Annotated in this window: 16 protein-coding genes and 1 tRNA gene; 10 read left to right on the top strand and 7 right to left on the bottom strand. The window is 65.3% G+C overall.

Features of this window, described 5'->3' with window-relative positions:
• Positions 1-55: 55 nt before the first annotated feature.
• The gene (gene zapE, locus ABQ271_RS14095) at positions 56-1,063 is read right to left on the bottom strand and encodes a cell division protein ZapE (RefSeq protein ID WP_349310911.1); all 1,008 of its coding nucleotides are present in this window, start codon (positions 1,061-1,063) and stop codon (positions 56-58) included.
• Between the two features lie 58 nt (positions 1,064-1,121).
• Between zapE and ABQ271_RS14090 the strand changes: the two genes are divergently transcribed.
• The 8 genes from ABQ271_RS14090 (at position 1,122) to ABQ271_RS14055 (ending at position 6,772) form a co-directional block, all read left to right on the top strand.
• Positions 1,122-1,619 (top strand): hypothetical protein, encoded by a 498-nt coding sequence (locus ABQ271_RS14090; protein WP_349309360.1) that lies wholly within the window; start codon positions 1,122-1,124, stop codon positions 1,617-1,619.
• A 221-nt stretch (positions 1,620-1,840) separates the two neighbouring features.
• A complete protein-coding gene (locus ABQ271_RS14085) occupies positions 1,841-2,899 on the top strand; it encodes a magnesium and cobalt transport protein CorA (RefSeq protein ID WP_349309359.1) in 1,059 nt (352 codons plus the stop codon).
• Between the two features lie 131 nt (positions 2,900-3,030).
• The gene (gene arsB / locus ABQ271_RS14080; protein WP_349309358.1) at positions 3,031-4,131 is read left to right on the top strand and encodes an ACR3 family arsenite efflux transporter; all 1,101 of its coding nucleotides are present in this window, start codon (positions 3,031-3,033) and stop codon (positions 4,129-4,131) included.
• Complete coding sequence (locus ABQ271_RS14075) at positions 4,128-5,129, top strand: metalloregulator ArsR/SmtB family transcription factor (protein WP_349309357.1); 1,002 nt, start codon at positions 4,128-4,130, stop codon at positions 5,127-5,129. Before arsB ends, ABQ271_RS14075 begins: the two co-directional genes overlap by 4 nt.
• A gap of 11 nt (positions 5,130-5,140) precedes the next feature.
• Positions 5,141-5,545 carry an arsenate reductase ArsC gene (locus tag ABQ271_RS14070; RefSeq protein ID WP_349309356.1) on the top strand — a complete coding sequence of 135 codons (405 nt, stop codon included), beginning with the start codon at positions 5,141-5,143 and terminating at the stop codon, positions 5,543-5,545.
• A gap of 191 nt (positions 5,546-5,736) precedes the next feature.
• Entirely contained in the window at positions 5,737-6,225 is a 489-nt protein-coding gene (locus ABQ271_RS14065) for a hypothetical protein (RefSeq protein ID WP_349309355.1), read from the top strand.
• The gene (locus tag ABQ271_RS14060) at positions 6,222-6,506 is read left to right on the top strand and encodes a hypothetical protein (RefSeq protein WP_349309354.1); all 285 of its coding nucleotides are present in this window, start codon (positions 6,222-6,224) and stop codon (positions 6,504-6,506) included. The genes ABQ271_RS14065 and ABQ271_RS14060 overlap by 4 nt, the downstream gene beginning before the upstream one ends.
• A gap of 44 nt (positions 6,507-6,550) precedes the next feature.
• Entirely contained in the window at positions 6,551-6,772 is a 222-nt protein-coding gene (locus ABQ271_RS14055) for a hypothetical protein (RefSeq protein WP_349309353.1), read from the top strand.
• Between the two features lie 8 nt (positions 6,773-6,780).
• Here ABQ271_RS14055 and ABQ271_RS14050 read toward each other — a convergent pair whose 3' ends face one another.
• On the bottom strand, positions 6,781-7,044 hold the full coding sequence (locus tag ABQ271_RS14050; protein ID WP_349309352.1) for a hypothetical protein: 264 nt from the start codon (positions 7,042-7,044) through the stop codon (positions 6,781-6,783).
• Between the two features lie 501 nt (positions 7,045-7,545).
• On the opposite strand from ABQ271_RS14050, the gene ABQ271_RS14045 reads away from it, so the two are divergent.
• Both ABQ271_RS14045 and ABQ271_RS14040 read left to right on the top strand, forming a co-directional pair.
• Entirely contained in the window at positions 7,546-8,397 is an 852-nt protein-coding gene (locus ABQ271_RS14045; RefSeq protein ID WP_349309351.1) for a hypothetical protein, read from the top strand.
• Between the two features lie 224 nt (positions 8,398-8,621).
• On the top strand, positions 8,622-9,419 hold the full coding sequence (locus ABQ271_RS14040; protein WP_349309350.1) for a hypothetical protein: 798 nt from the start codon (positions 8,622-8,624) through the stop codon (positions 9,417-9,419).
• 256 nt (positions 9,420-9,675) lie between these two features.
• Here ABQ271_RS14040 and ABQ271_RS14035 read toward each other — a convergent pair whose 3' ends face one another.
• From ABQ271_RS14035 to ABQ271_RS14015, 5 genes are all read right to left on the bottom strand, one after another.
• Complete coding sequence (locus ABQ271_RS14035; RefSeq protein ID WP_349309349.1) at positions 9,676-10,554, bottom strand: hypothetical protein; 879 nt, start codon at positions 10,552-10,554, stop codon at positions 9,676-9,678.
• Positions 10,551-11,123, bottom strand: coding sequence for a DUF6932 family protein (locus tag ABQ271_RS14030; protein WP_349309348.1), 573 nt, complete (start codon positions 11,121-11,123; stop codon positions 10,551-10,553). Before ABQ271_RS14030 ends, ABQ271_RS14035 begins: the two co-directional genes overlap by 4 nt.
• A gap of 139 nt (positions 11,124-11,262) precedes the next feature.
• Positions 11,263-11,805 carry a hypothetical protein gene (locus ABQ271_RS14025; RefSeq protein WP_349309347.1) on the bottom strand — a complete coding sequence of 181 codons (543 nt, stop codon included), beginning with the start codon at positions 11,803-11,805 and terminating at the stop codon, positions 11,263-11,265.
• A 297-nt stretch (positions 11,806-12,102) separates the two neighbouring features.
• Positions 12,103-12,176: transfer RNA gene (locus ABQ271_RS14020), tRNA-Gly, on the bottom strand.
• A gap of 61 nt (positions 12,177-12,237) precedes the next feature.
• On the bottom strand, positions 12,238-12,588 hold the full coding sequence (locus ABQ271_RS14015; RefSeq protein ID WP_349309346.1) for a hypothetical protein: 351 nt from the start codon (positions 12,586-12,588) through the stop codon (positions 12,238-12,240).
• Positions 12,589-12,608: the final 20 nt, after the last annotated feature.

Genomic DNA, 12,608 nt, shown 5'->3' with positions numbered 1-12,608 from the left:
GCATACGGTGAGCGAGAACCAGGCGGCGACCTTCTCGGTGGCGGGATGCCGACGGTCAGGTCCCGGGGCCGAGCTCGGGCGCGACGGCGGTCTCCAACAGCCGCAGGCGGCTGGCCATCCGGAACGCGTCGGGACGTTGCGACGCCGCATCCAGGAAGTCGTCGATGTCGACGTCGGCGAAGAAATCGACCGGCACGTTCTCGGCGACGAGGACGTCGATCAGGTTGATGAACCGCTGCTGTGCCGCGTAGCCGGCGTCGTCGAAGTGAGGTACGCCGGTCACGGTCCAGCGGGTGAAATCGCGTGCCCACCGCAGGTACTCCATCGTGGAGGTCGGGGTGCGGCAGAGCTGGTCGAACGTCACAGTCAGCTCGCCGTCGTCGGTCGACGTCACCGGGAACACCCGTCCGTTGAGCGTGAGACTGCGCGGCGCGGAAGTCGTGCGTGGCGGTGTCCGTGTCGACCAGGTGCCCGAGGCGAAGCCGTGCGTGTGGGTGTCGTTGACCGTCCGGTAGTCCGTGGGACCGCGGAGCGGCAGGACGTCCATGTTCGCGGTGATGAGGGCGATGCCGGGCTCGAAGATGTGATGCCAGTCCGGGTCGGGGAGCAGGTCATCGGGTGCGTAGTTGGATGTCGCGACGACGGTGACCCTCCGGGCGAAGACATGGTCGAGGAGCCTCGTCAGGAGCCGCGCATCGCCGGGGTCGTGGACGTGCAACTCGTCGAAGAAGAGCACCGTGCTGTTGCCGGTGATGTCATCGATCGCCCGCTCCACCGCGTCGGGCTCGCTCCGGTGGTTCTGGATGCTGCCGTGCAGCTCACGGAAGAACCCGTGGAAGTGGACACGGGTCTTCTCGCGAAGCGGGAGCGCGGTGTAGACCGCATCCGCCAGCCACGACTTCCCCCGGCCGGCCTCGCCGTAGATGTAGACGCTGCGGGAGGAGTCCGTCTCGCTCCCGAGCGCGGACAAGCGATCCAGCACTGCGCGCTGCGCGATATCGAGGGCGAACCCGTCGGCGGATGCCGCGGCCTCGACCGCGCGGACGAGCTCGTCTTTCCGCATCACGATCCCAGCGTGTCACGCCGCCGTGCGGTTCTCGGCCGGGTTGTAGGGTGCGCGTATGGGCTTTGGTCTGATGTTCATGCGCGTGAGCAACCCCGAAGTGGTCGACGCCGATCGGGTCGGGCTGGCCGAGTTTCTGGCGGCAGAGGGCCTCTCCTCCTCGGCGGAAACCGGGGAGCTCGTCCGCGTTTCCGACGGTGAGGCGCTGACGTTCGACGGCGAATGGACGGACCTCCACCTCGATCCCCTGACGCAGGCGGAGCCGGTGTCGGGGGGAATCGATCACGCGACGCTCACCGAGCAAGAGGTGACGTTCATCTTCGGGCTGTGCGCGGCCGGGAAGATGATGATCATCAACCCGCAGGGCGAACCGATGTACATCGTCCCCGCGGGCACACATGATCGCGGCGACCTCCCCGATCCGGACGCCAACGTCTGGGTCCATACCCCTGAGGAACTCGCTCATGCTCTGGGGTCGAGTTTCGGCGACTTCGCCAGCTTCCGCGACCGCGCCCTCGGTCTGTCCGACCCCGGCGCAGCTGAGGGACAGGCTTAGCGACGGGGTAATGTGTCCGAGGGTCTTTGAGGGCCCGGCAGGACACGGAGAGGGCGGAGGCAGCTGTGGACAGTGATAGTCGCTGCGCCTCGCGTTGCCCGTGCCGCTTTCCCCTGAGGTGAGCCGGGCTCACTCGCGGGGTGTCTGACTTCTCCGCACGGGCACGTGTTCTTGCGGTGGCTGCTGCGGTTGACCGTCCGTCGACATCGACGGAGGAACACATGGCACTTATCGACAACGGGATCTACGTCGCCGGCCGACGCACCGGGAACCCCACGACACTCGACGAGACGTTCGAGCTCTTGCACGAACGCGAGGGGATGGCGTGGATCGGGCTGTACCGCCCGGATGCGGACGAGGTTCACGCGGTCGCGCGGGAGTTCGACCTCCACCCTCTCGCGGTCGAAGACGCGCTGAAGGGACATCAGCGCGCGAAGCTCGAACGATTCGGCGAGACCTTGTTCGTCGTCCTGCGACCGGCGCGGTACATCGACAGCCGTGAGGTGGTCGAGTTCGGCGAGGTTCACCTGTTCATCGGACCGCAGTTCGTCGTCACGGTTCGGCACGCCGAGAACCCTGATCTGGGCAGAGTGCGATCGCGTCTGGAAGCCAGCCCCGACCTCTTGGCCCTGGGGCCGGAGGCCGTGCTGTACGCCGTCCTCGACGAGGTGGTCGACGGCTACGCGCCCGTGGCAGCGGGGTTGGAGAACGACATCGACGAGATCGAAGATCAGCTCTTCGCCGGGGATCCCGCGGTGTCGCGCCGGATCTACGAACTGCTGGGGGAGGTCATCTCCTTCCAGCGCGCAACCCGGCCGCTCCGCGACATGCTCGACGCGCTGCAGCGCGGCGCCGACAAGTACCGCGTGGACCTCGAGCTGCAGCGGTCACTTCGCGACGTCCTGGATCACGTCATCCGGATCACGGAGCGGGTCGACGGATTCCGGTCGCTCCTGGAAAACGCTCTCACCGTCCACTCGACACTGGTGACTCAGCAGCAGAACGACGAGATGCGCCGTCTCTCGGAGGCCAGCCTCGCTCAGAACGAGGAGACGAGAAAGCTCTCCGAGACGGGACTCGCTCAAAACGAGGAGATCAAGAAGATCTCCTCGTGGGCCGCGATCCTCTTCGCCCCCACACTCATCGGCACCATCTACGGCATGAACTTCACCCACATGCCCGAACTCGATTGGCCGCTGGGCTACCCCCTGGCTGTCGTGGCGATGGTGCTCGGAGGGGTGGCGCTCCACGCCATCTTCAAGCGCAAGAAGTGGCTCTGATCGCCGGATCGTCTGCGAGACCGCTTCGCGAAGCGGACGGATGGGGTCACGATTGCGTCCTGGATAGGTGTCTGTCAATATAGAAGCATGTCGATTCAAGAGGTTGAGCTCGCGCTTCAGGCGGACTTCGCATGAGCGTCGCTGCGCCAGCGACCCGCCGGCTGTCGACGCTCGACCGGTGGCTGCCGCTGTGGATCGGCCTCGCCATGGTCGCGGGCATCCTCCTCGGGAGGTTCGTCCCCGGGTTGTCCGAGTTGCTGTCCCACCTCGAGGTGGGCGGCATTTCCGTACCGATCGCGCTCGGGCTGCTGGTCATGATGTACCCGGTTCTCGCGAAGGTCCGCTACGACAAAGTCGCCGCGGTGACGGGCGACAAGAAGCTGCTGATCTCGTCGCTCGCGCTGAACTGGATCGCCGGCCCCGCGCTCATGTTCGCTCTCGCCTGGACGTTCCTACCCGACCTCCCCGAATACCGGACGGGGCTGATCATCGTCGGCCTGGCCCGGTGCATCGCCATGGTCGTCATCTGGAACGATCTCGCCTGCGGTGACCGGGAGGCCGCTGCGGTCCTCGTGGCGATCAACTCGGTGTTCCAAGTTGTCGCGTTCTCGCTCCTGGGGTGGTTCTACCTCACGGTCCTCCCCGGCTGGCTGGGGTTCGACAGTCAGGGCCTCGATGTCTCGATCTGGCAGATCGCGCTGAACGTGCTCGTCTTCCTCGGCATCCCACTGATCGCCGGTTTCGCGTCCCGTTTCATCGGGGAGCGCCGGAAGGGGCGTGCCTGGTACGAAGAGACGTTCCTGCTCAAGATCGGGCCGTGGGCGCTGTACGGGCTGCTGTTCACGATCGTTCTGCTGTTCGCCCTCCAGGGTGAGCAGGTCACGTCGCGGCCGGTGGACGTCCTGCGCATCGCCGTGCCGTTGCTCGTGTACTTCGCTGTGATGTGGTTCGTCGGCCTCTTCACGGGGAAGACCCTCGGCCTGGGCTACGCCCGCTCCTCGACGCTCGCTTTCACCGCGGCGGGGAACAACTTCGAGCTGGCCATCGCCGTCGCGATCGGCACCTTCGGTGCCACCTCCGGCCAAGCCCTCGCCGGCGTCGTCGGACCGCTCATCGAGGTGCCGGTGCTCGTCGGCCTGGTCTACGTCTCGCTGTGGGCGGCGCGCACCTGGTTCCACACCGACCCGTACGCGCTCTCTGCAGAAGCAGTCATAGAAAGGACTCGACGATGAGTTCCACACTCACCTCCACCACGAACGACGACACCTGCGCACCCTCGTCAACGCACGCCATCGGGGAAGCGGCGGCCACCGCCCTCGCCACCACGTTGAAGGCCCTGTCGGACCCGCTGCGGCTGCGGATGCTGTCCGCCATCGCCACGGATGCCCGCGGGGAGTCGTGTGTGTGCGACCTCGCCGAGCTGGCGGAGGTGTCGCAGCCGACCGTCTCGCACCACCTGAAAGTGCTGCGAGACACCGGCGTGCTGACATCCGAGCGACGCGGAACGTGGGTCTGGTACCGGATCGACCCTGCACTTCGCCCCGCCGTCACCACCCTGCTCGACTCGTTCGCTCCCGCGGCCGTCATCCCGACCGTCCGCCCCGAGCACACCGGGCTCGAAGACGTCGACGACGCCCTCACCCACCTCGCCGAAGCTCTCGGCGGGCTCTACCCGAGCCTCAGCGGGGGGCTCGTCGCGACCATCGTCCGCGAGTCCTACACGTCGCTCGCAAAGGCTGCCCGGGTGAAAACCCACCTGCTGTCACTCACCGAGCGATTCGCGCGTCAGCGGCTCATCGACATCACGCGCGACCGCGACACCGGGCTCCCGCAGGTGCTCTTCGTCTGCGTGGCGAATGCCGGCAGGTCCCAGCTCGCCGCGGCCCTCGTCAACCAGCGCTCCGCCGGGGCCGTCATCGCCCGCTCCGCCGGTTCTACTCCGGCCAACGACATCCACCCGAACGTGCAGCCCCTCCTCGACGAGCTGATCCCCGACGGCGACCAGGAACTCAGATTCCCCAAGCCGCTCACCGACGATGCCGTCCGGGCTGCCGACGTCGTCATCACCATGGGCTGCGGAGACGTCTGCCCCATCATCCCCGGCGTCCGCTACGAAGACTGGACCGTCGGCGACCCCGCTCTCGCCTCCGCAGAGGGTGTCGCCGCCATCAGTGACGACATCGCCCGCCGCGTCGACATCCTCCTCGCCACCCTCACCACCACTCGCTGACCGGAGCACTCATGACCGACACCACCAAGCCCGCCGTCCTCTTCGTCTGCGTCCACAATGCCGGCCGCTCGCAGATGGCCGCCGGATACCTCCGCGACATCGCCGGCGACCGCATCGACGTCTTCTCCGCAGGGAGCGAGCCCGGCAACGCCATCAACCCCAACGCCGTCGCGGTCATGGCAGAAGAAGGAATCGACCTCACCGGCGCCGTGCCGCAGATCCTCACGACCGACGCCGTCCGTCACGCCGATGTCGTCATCACGATGGGATGCGGCGACGCATGCCCGATCTTCCCCGGCAAGCGCTACGAAGACTGGGCGCTCACCGACCCTGCCGGCCAGCCGATCGAAGTCGTCCGAGAGGTCCGCGACGACATCCGCGGGCGGGTGGAGGCACTGGTCGCGAGCCTCGTCTGAGGTGGTCGCGGTGCACGCGCCGTGCGGACGATCAGAGGGGCAACCTCGAACTAGAAGAAGACCGCCCACGCCGTTGTTGCAGATGGCGAAACCAACAGCGGGTATCCGATCACCCATTACGGTTGGGCTGAATACACCAACATCGTCCTGAGTGGGGCCACGGTCGGATCACACACGAGGTTTCGTCTCACATGAAAACAACCAAGATTGCGACTCTGGCCGCAAGCGCGATCTGCGTAACCCTGCTCGCCGGATGCGCTCCGACGGCGGAGAAGTCGCTCGGGATCTCGGCGGACGACGTCGCCTCCGTCGAGTACTACCAGTACCCGTGGGGTGACGTGCCCGACACGATCGAGCGCTTGACGATCGACAATCCTGAGGTCCTGAGCGAGTTCGTGCGCGCGTACTCCGACATGCCGGTGACCGACGCCTCCCCGTCTGCCCTGGACGACCTCGCCGGTGGGCAGACGCAGTCGACTCGGTTCGTCCTGACGGACGGGCGGAAGATCGAGATCAGCAGAGTGTGGCTCGGACCGGCAGACGTCATCGTGCTGTGGCCGGATGGCACCGCGTCGAAGACCGTGTGGGGCTCTCCGGAACTGTTCGACGCATACGACAGTGTCGGGACCGTTGACGAGGTGGATGCCGCGGAGCGGCCGGCAGCTACGTTGGGGCGATGACCCCGGCATCCGCGGATCCCGGGCCTCAGCGGTACCGCGAGCGGCTGGAAGAGACCCGGGTGGAGCTCATCGAAGTGTCGCGGCTGTCCCTCGGGTGCAACTACGCCAACTTCGAGCACCGCGACCGGCTGGAGTGGGAGGCCGCCGAGATACGAGAGCGGCTCGGCGTCGAAGATTCCCGGCCCCCGATCGCCACGGGGTCGACTCGGTGGGGCTGGACCGTGTTGACGCTCTCCGTCGTCGTCCTCGTGCTCACGCTCGCCGTCCTCGCGAACATCTAGGGGACGGTCTCGTCACGACGCCATTCGACCCCTATGGTGACGCCATGGGAAGCATCCGCAGGCTTCGGCTGGTCCAGATCATCAGCCTGGTCGTGTGGATCGGATCGATCGCCCTTTTCGCGAGTGGTGAAGGCCCGCTTCGTTCGCTCTGGATGGTGCTGTGGATCGTTGCGTTCGTCGTGTTCCAGGTCGCCTTTTGGCGGTCGATGTGGCTGGCGAGCCAGCCGCGGATGCCGCAGGACGAGACTGATGCCGACGCGGGGTGACCTCCGATCTACTTCTCGCGGCGCTCATCGGCGCGCCAGATGGCGACGCCCTTCCAGATGAGCCACCCGCCGAAAGCAGCGGCGAGGACGGTCAGAAGCCACACGGGGATGCCGCGGCGGCTGAGGTGTCCTGGGTCGCCGTTCGCGATGATCGAGAAGAGCAGCAGCACGCTGAGGACGATGACGATGCCACCGAAGACGATGACGATCTGTGCGGTGGCCCGGTCCTGCGGTACGCGATCGTTCCAGCCCATGTCGTTCACCGTAGCCATCCATAGGCTTCTGTGTCCGTACTCGAGTGAGAAGTGACAAGTGGAGGGGCTGACGGGAATCGAACCCGCGCTATCGACTCCGTGGTGATGCGGGGATGTTCGCAGGGGCCCGGAACTATGCGAAGTAGACCAGCGGATGCGTAATCAGCATGCAGGATGGATCAGGGTGCTTGTGATCAATATGTGGCCAGGGTGTGCCCACCTTGGCGCTACTTACGGAGCGGCGAGACGTTTGCGGGCAAGGCCGTTTGGTGGGTGGCGATTCTCATTTTTGCCGACACTTAGTCGAAGGATGCCCCTGATCAGAGGCTGTAACCGCGGCGTGGCTCGCGCTGAGGATCCACGTCATCGCCACCCTCGCTACGGCGATCTCAGGAAAGAGACGACCTCGCTGAATCGTGCCTCCGCGAGATCAGTTCTTCTCATCCAGACCTCGAGTCGCCCGCCGTCTCCGAACACGCCATCGAACTGGCGGTCGGAGGCGAGGTTGAAGAGGAGGACGTGGCGGTCGTCCCCACTGAGGGGAAGTTCCTTTTTCAGGACGTCCCGGTCGCCATCATCCAGACCATAGGAGAGGTCCGGAAGCCCGAGGATGCGACTCCACCGCGGCGCAGTTTGATGCCGATGCGTCGGGACGTCGACACCACCCCGCAGGCCCGCAGCGCGGTCTGCCTCGTTCTGCAGGCTGACCGCGAGGTCGGTGTCGGCCTCGCGGCGACTGGCGAGCGCGAAGGTCGGAAAGACAGACGGGGAAGGGAGGCTGACTGGATAATCGGTCGCCTCAAGACGGGGATCATCGCGATCCCGGAGTTGAGTCTCGGGCAGGTGGAGGACCTGCGCACCGCCGCCGCGGAGAAAGGGGTCCGTGGTGCTGTCGCCCGTCGTGGTGTGGAACAGCTGGAGCACGCCACCAGAAGGGAGCAGCGAATCCTCCAGGAACGACGCGATGGACTCGTCCCACGAGAAGGCGTCGTGAAGGCACAGGAGGTCGACCTGCATCAGGAACACGGAGTCAGGTGTGTCGACGCCGGGGACGGTTGTCGGCACTCCGCCCACGCGGTGCAGCAGTCGCTGCCGCTGATCCTCAGGCTCGCGAAGATACTCGCCGGTGTAGGGGCCCGCCTCCCCGTCGTGGGCGCGGTCCTGCTGCTCGACGCCCGCGAAGTAGATGGCGGGGGCGATCAGAAAACCGGCGGACCCATATCGCTGAGTGAAGTCAGTAGCGTCGTCTTCCCATTCATCCATCGGTCGGCCGAGGAGAGTGTCGAGAAGGTCCAAACCGTCTTCGTCGAGGAAGGCGGGGTCGAGTTCACACAGTCGCTGCATGATGCCCGTGTCCTGCGTGACGGATGACTCGAGTTCATCCGCGCCGCGAACGATCTTGTCGATCCGAACGCGAGGAATCTCGACATCGGACTCTGCCGCGACGGCTGCCTCGTGAGCCTCACAGAACCGAGCCCAGAGTTCGTTGCCTTCAACCCAGGTACGTGGATGCACGAATTTCCCTTGCGGTGCTGATTGTCCAGGCTGTGGTCTGCACTCTAGTCGGCATGCGGTAGGCGATATACGTTTAGTGAGTGGAGCTGAATGACCTCGCTGTGAGCGTCAGTAGCGGCGCAGCTGACGCAGGCGTGCCTGTGTCAGTCGCCGAGGTCACGTCCAGGGGGCCGGACATCTTGTTTGCCTACCCGCAGGTAGGCGTGGACGAGCTCGTCGAAATTGTGTCGCTCAGTTCGCCGAAGGTGGCCTTCCTCGCGTCCGAGGCTTTTGATGCATCGCAGTTCGACGCGCCCAACGAGAGCCTTCGACGGATCGCGGAGGACCACGATGGCGAGCTGGTAAGCGTCTCTCTGCGATGGGCCGCGGATGGCCTGATATGGGAGTGGCTCGCTACTGCTCGGTGGCACGACGATCTCACCGAGGAAGAGGAGCTTGCGGAGTATCAAGCGCGGGGAATCGACCGAGTTGGCCACGAGTTGCGGCTAGTGAGTAGCCGCTCAGCGAGTCAGAAATTGCTTGAGCTCATACTCGAAGCGCCCGCGTTTCGAGGCGAAACTACGAATCGGCGCACTGCGCAGGCTCAAATCGTCATGGACGCCCACCCCAACCTGGTCGCGGATCTCATGTTTCCGCGAGACACCCTGAAGCGCGCACGGGCCGCGGCGGCGGTCGAAGTGGCTAACTGGGAGTCGAGGTTGACCGGTGATGAGATCATCGATGCGGTAGTGGAGGTCCTTCAGGTGTCTCGTACCATCGCGGATCAAAAGGCCCGGATCGCGGCTCTTGTGCGCCGTCGAGCTGATGGCTGGGCTCTTTCGGAGAATTTTTTGGAACGGTTACGCCTGGAAGCAGCGGACCGCCGTCGTCGTCCCTAGCGACCCCTTGCGGGCGAGGCCCGGCCACATGGAGCGCTAGACGAGCTCACCGCTGCCTTGACGCCCCTTGTGAAGGACGACTGCCAGATTCGCATCGGCATGAGGCTGCTCGCGGTGCTCCCCACGAGCAAGTAGGTAACCCTGCCCGGGCGTGCGGTGGATAGCTGATCCTGCGTCGAACATGGCGCGGTTACGGAGCTTCTCCGCGTGCGAGCGGTCCCGAATCGGTTCGCGATCGCAAGCTCGCCAGCGTTCGTTACAGCAAGCGCGTATCCGGCGCCACGGAGATCAGGGAGTAGCTCGGGTGAGACTTCGACCCGTCAGCGCGCAGCGTGACGAGTCGTTCGATGCGCGCGACCACCGCCTGGCTGACCAGTTCCATCACGGTCGACAGTTGTGATTCATCGATTGCGCCGTAGAATTCGTGGCCGCTGTCTCGTTCTTCGATGTAGAACAAGCGGCGGCGGGTACGCATGCCATCCATGATTCCGTAGACAGTCAGCGTGTCCTTCTTGTCCTGAGCGTCGGAAAGGAGATCAGGGACTTCTCGGGCCTGTTCGATCGTGAGCACGGAGTATTGCTGCTCTGACTCGCCTGTGGGGGTCAGCGACATCGACATCGACGACGTACCGCCTAGGGCCTCGGCAAGCGACTTCACCGCCGACCTGTACTGCGGCCTGCGGAGCGGGAGCGCGCGGAGGGTCTGACTATCGTCGGAGTTCTCAGGAAGGATCTCGATCAGCTCCCGCACGGCGCTTTCGGCAAGGTGAGCCATGGGAGAACGCTCCATCGCGTCAGGGTCGACATCGGTCGTGGGGAACTCGAAATAGAGCGTGCCCCGAGACTGCCCGACCGGTACGAGCGGTGCGCGATCGAGAAGCCCGGCCTGCACGGTGATGGCCGCGTTCGACGGGTACAGCAGCGCCTTCGCTGCCAGAGCAGTGGCCCGCTGGAGCGCGGACGTGACGTTCGCGATGATCGTCGCAGTCACGGGGCCGTCGATGTCGACGCGCAGTTGTGTGGTGGGAGGACTGAACTTCTTCCTGAGGGCGAGGAGCGAGCCGCGTCGATATTTGTCAACGCGCGTGTTGGTGCCGATCGTGGAAAGGAGACTGTCGATCTCGTCGCGGATCACCAGACCACCTCCACCACTCCTCGATACCCAGGGACATCGTCGCCTGTCGGAAGGGTAACGGTACCCATCCACATGACGACTTGATCGGCATCCTTGGGCACTACGAAATAGGACTCCATCCGCCCGCCAAACGGGTGCAGCACCTCGAAGTACTCGGGCCCCAGTGAAGCGACGATTACATCGTGGAGCGACATGCACAACTGGAAGCGGTGCTCCTCGTTGTCGCTCCAATGTTCCATCGCGCTCGGCTCATCGGGAATGATCGCAACCTCGAGGGCCTCGCACGGGCCTCCCTGTCGGGACACGAAGGTGCCGGCGAGCAGCAGCCTGCCGCTGGGGAAGAGCTCCTTCAGGTGCGTGAGAAGTTGTTCAAGCGCCAGCCAGGCCGTGCGGCGATCGCTTCCGCCGTCCGCCGCGAACTCACGGTAGACGTCTTCCATCTCGACTTCATGCACGCCAGGCAGCAGCCAGCCGGTGCGATCGTCGAGCACCGTCGCCCAGTCCATTCCGTCCTCCACGTGGCCGAGTATGGCAGACGCGCGGCCCGGAACTGTCGCGAACTCAGGCACGGTGGACCCGACATGCCACCAGAGGAGTTGGCCACGTCCGGAGCGCCCCTCGCGATGACGCCCGGCCGCACGCGGGCCGGTCTGTGGCCGTGCGTTTGGCGCACACTGGGAATGACAGATTCCCCGAGAAGCGCGGCGACTATTGCCCGCGTTCTTCCTCTTCATACCTGCGGATCAATTCAGTCTGCGCGGCAGCAAGAAGCTCGGACCGCCCTGCCTCGTCGATGCCGCGGGCGTCGAGATATCGTCCGAGCACTGGGTCGAGCCTCCGATCAAGTCCTTCGAAGCGCTCGATCGCAATGTGGAGCTCGACGAGCATCGACTCACGACCCTCCGGGCGGGTGAAGCCGACCGAGTATTCACCGAAGAAGGAATGGGCCAGACGATTGCGTAGCCGCAGGCCAGCCTGAAGATCCTCGACTAGTTCGGTGTCGCTGCCGAGATGTGGCTGAAGTTTCCGCAGCAGGGCGCCCATCGTCTTCCGTGAAGCAGCGTCGATGACCGCGTCGAAGTCACGGACTGTCGCGTTGGGGATGCCGTTTCCCTCGGCGATGGCAAGGACGTTGATCAGTCCACTCTCTAGAACCTGCGCTTGATACATGGCCGCGCCGTACTGCGCTAGTACCTCTCGAATCTGGTAGGACTCGTCGTCTAGGTCATCCTCGCGCACTAGGTCAGCCACAGGACCACCCTAGGGAGCCGCCACGGCGGGGTGACGCTAGTGGGCGAACGGCGGCAGGTCAGACGGCCTGCGGTCGCGCCGCACGATAGCCGGTCGGCGCGAGAGCAGTGCGCGCTCGAGGCGTGTCGTGTGCATGCCCGCGCGCGTTCGGTTGCGAGCCCTTGCGCGGGCTGGCCGAGATTGGACTGATGGCTCCTGCATTCTTCGACGAGGCGTGGCCAGTGCTGTATTGCGTCGCAGGAAGCCCAGCCCACAGCGATCTCGTTCGGGCGCCCCTCGTGAGACAGAGGGGAACTGTGGAGGGGCTGACGGGAATCGAACCCGCGCTATCTGCTTGGGAAGCAGAAGTTCTGCCATTGAACTACAGCCCCGTGCGCCCGGAGGCACCCCGTCAGCCTAGCAAGGCTCGGAGGCGTCCGTCCGTCGTGGCGCTCACTCGCTCGTCGGGGGCACCGGCGGAGTGTGCGGAGGCGTGGTCGGGGGAACGGGCGGCTGGCCTCCCACCGGCGGCTGGGCGGGACGCGGCGGCTGACCCACCTGTGGCGCCTGGCCGGGATGCGGGGGCTGAGCGCCCGGGTTTACCGCTCCGGGGTACGGCGGTCCGGGTCGCGGGGCGAAAGTCATCCCGCTCTCCTGCATGGCGCGCAGCATCCCGTTCTTCACTGCGGTGCGCTGGATGAGGTAGCCCACCCAGATCATGAGGGCGATGAAGCCCACGTAGAGGACGACCATCAGGATGATCAGACCGACGCCGAGCCCTGCGTAATCTCCATAGCTGTTCATGCCCGGAACTGTAGCGAACC

The organism is Microbacterium sp. MM2322, from assembly GCF_964186585.1.
Lineage (GTDB): Bacteria > Actinomycetota > Actinomycetes > Actinomycetales > Microbacteriaceae > Microbacterium.
The sequence above is the reverse complement of the archived record's forward strand: the minus strand, read 5'-3'. Positions and strand labels throughout refer to the sequence as shown.

Bases quoted from the DNA above. Each gene is read 5' to 3' on its own strand.
- zapE (WP_349310911.1), bottom strand. From the start codon at position 1,063: ATGCGGAAAGACGAGCTCGTCCGCGCGGTCGAGGCCGCGGCATCCGCC.
- ABQ271_RS14090 (WP_349309360.1), top strand. From the start codon at position 1,122: ATGGGCTTTGGTCTGATGTTCATGCGCGTGAGCAACCCCGAAGTGGTC.
- ABQ271_RS14085 (WP_349309359.1), top strand. From the start codon at position 1,841: ATGGCACTTATCGACAACGGGATCTACGTCGCCGGCCGACGCACCGGG.
- arsB (WP_349309358.1), top strand. From the start codon at position 3,031: ATGAGCGTCGCTGCGCCAGCGACCCGCCGGCTGTCGACGCTCGACCGG.
- ABQ271_RS14075 (WP_349309357.1), top strand. From the start codon at position 4,128: ATGAGTTCCACACTCACCTCCACCACGAACGACGACACCTGCGCACCC.
- ABQ271_RS14070 (WP_349309356.1), top strand. From the start codon at position 5,141: ATGACCGACACCACCAAGCCCGCCGTCCTCTTCGTCTGCGTCCACAAT.
- ABQ271_RS14065 (WP_349309355.1), top strand. From the start codon at position 5,737: ATGAAAACAACCAAGATTGCGACTCTGGCCGCAAGCGCGATCTGCGTA.
- ABQ271_RS14060 (WP_349309354.1), top strand. From the start codon at position 6,222: ATGACCCCGGCATCCGCGGATCCCGGGCCTCAGCGGTACCGCGAGCGG.
- ABQ271_RS14055 (WP_349309353.1), top strand. From the start codon at position 6,551: ATGGGAAGCATCCGCAGGCTTCGGCTGGTCCAGATCATCAGCCTGGTC.
- ABQ271_RS14050 (WP_349309352.1), bottom strand. From the start codon at position 7,044: ATGGCTACGGTGAACGACATGGGCTGGAACGATCGCGTACCGCAGGAC.
- ABQ271_RS14015 (WP_349309346.1), bottom strand. From the start codon at position 12,588: ATGAACAGCTATGGAGATTACGCAGGGCTCGGCGTCGGTCTGATCATC.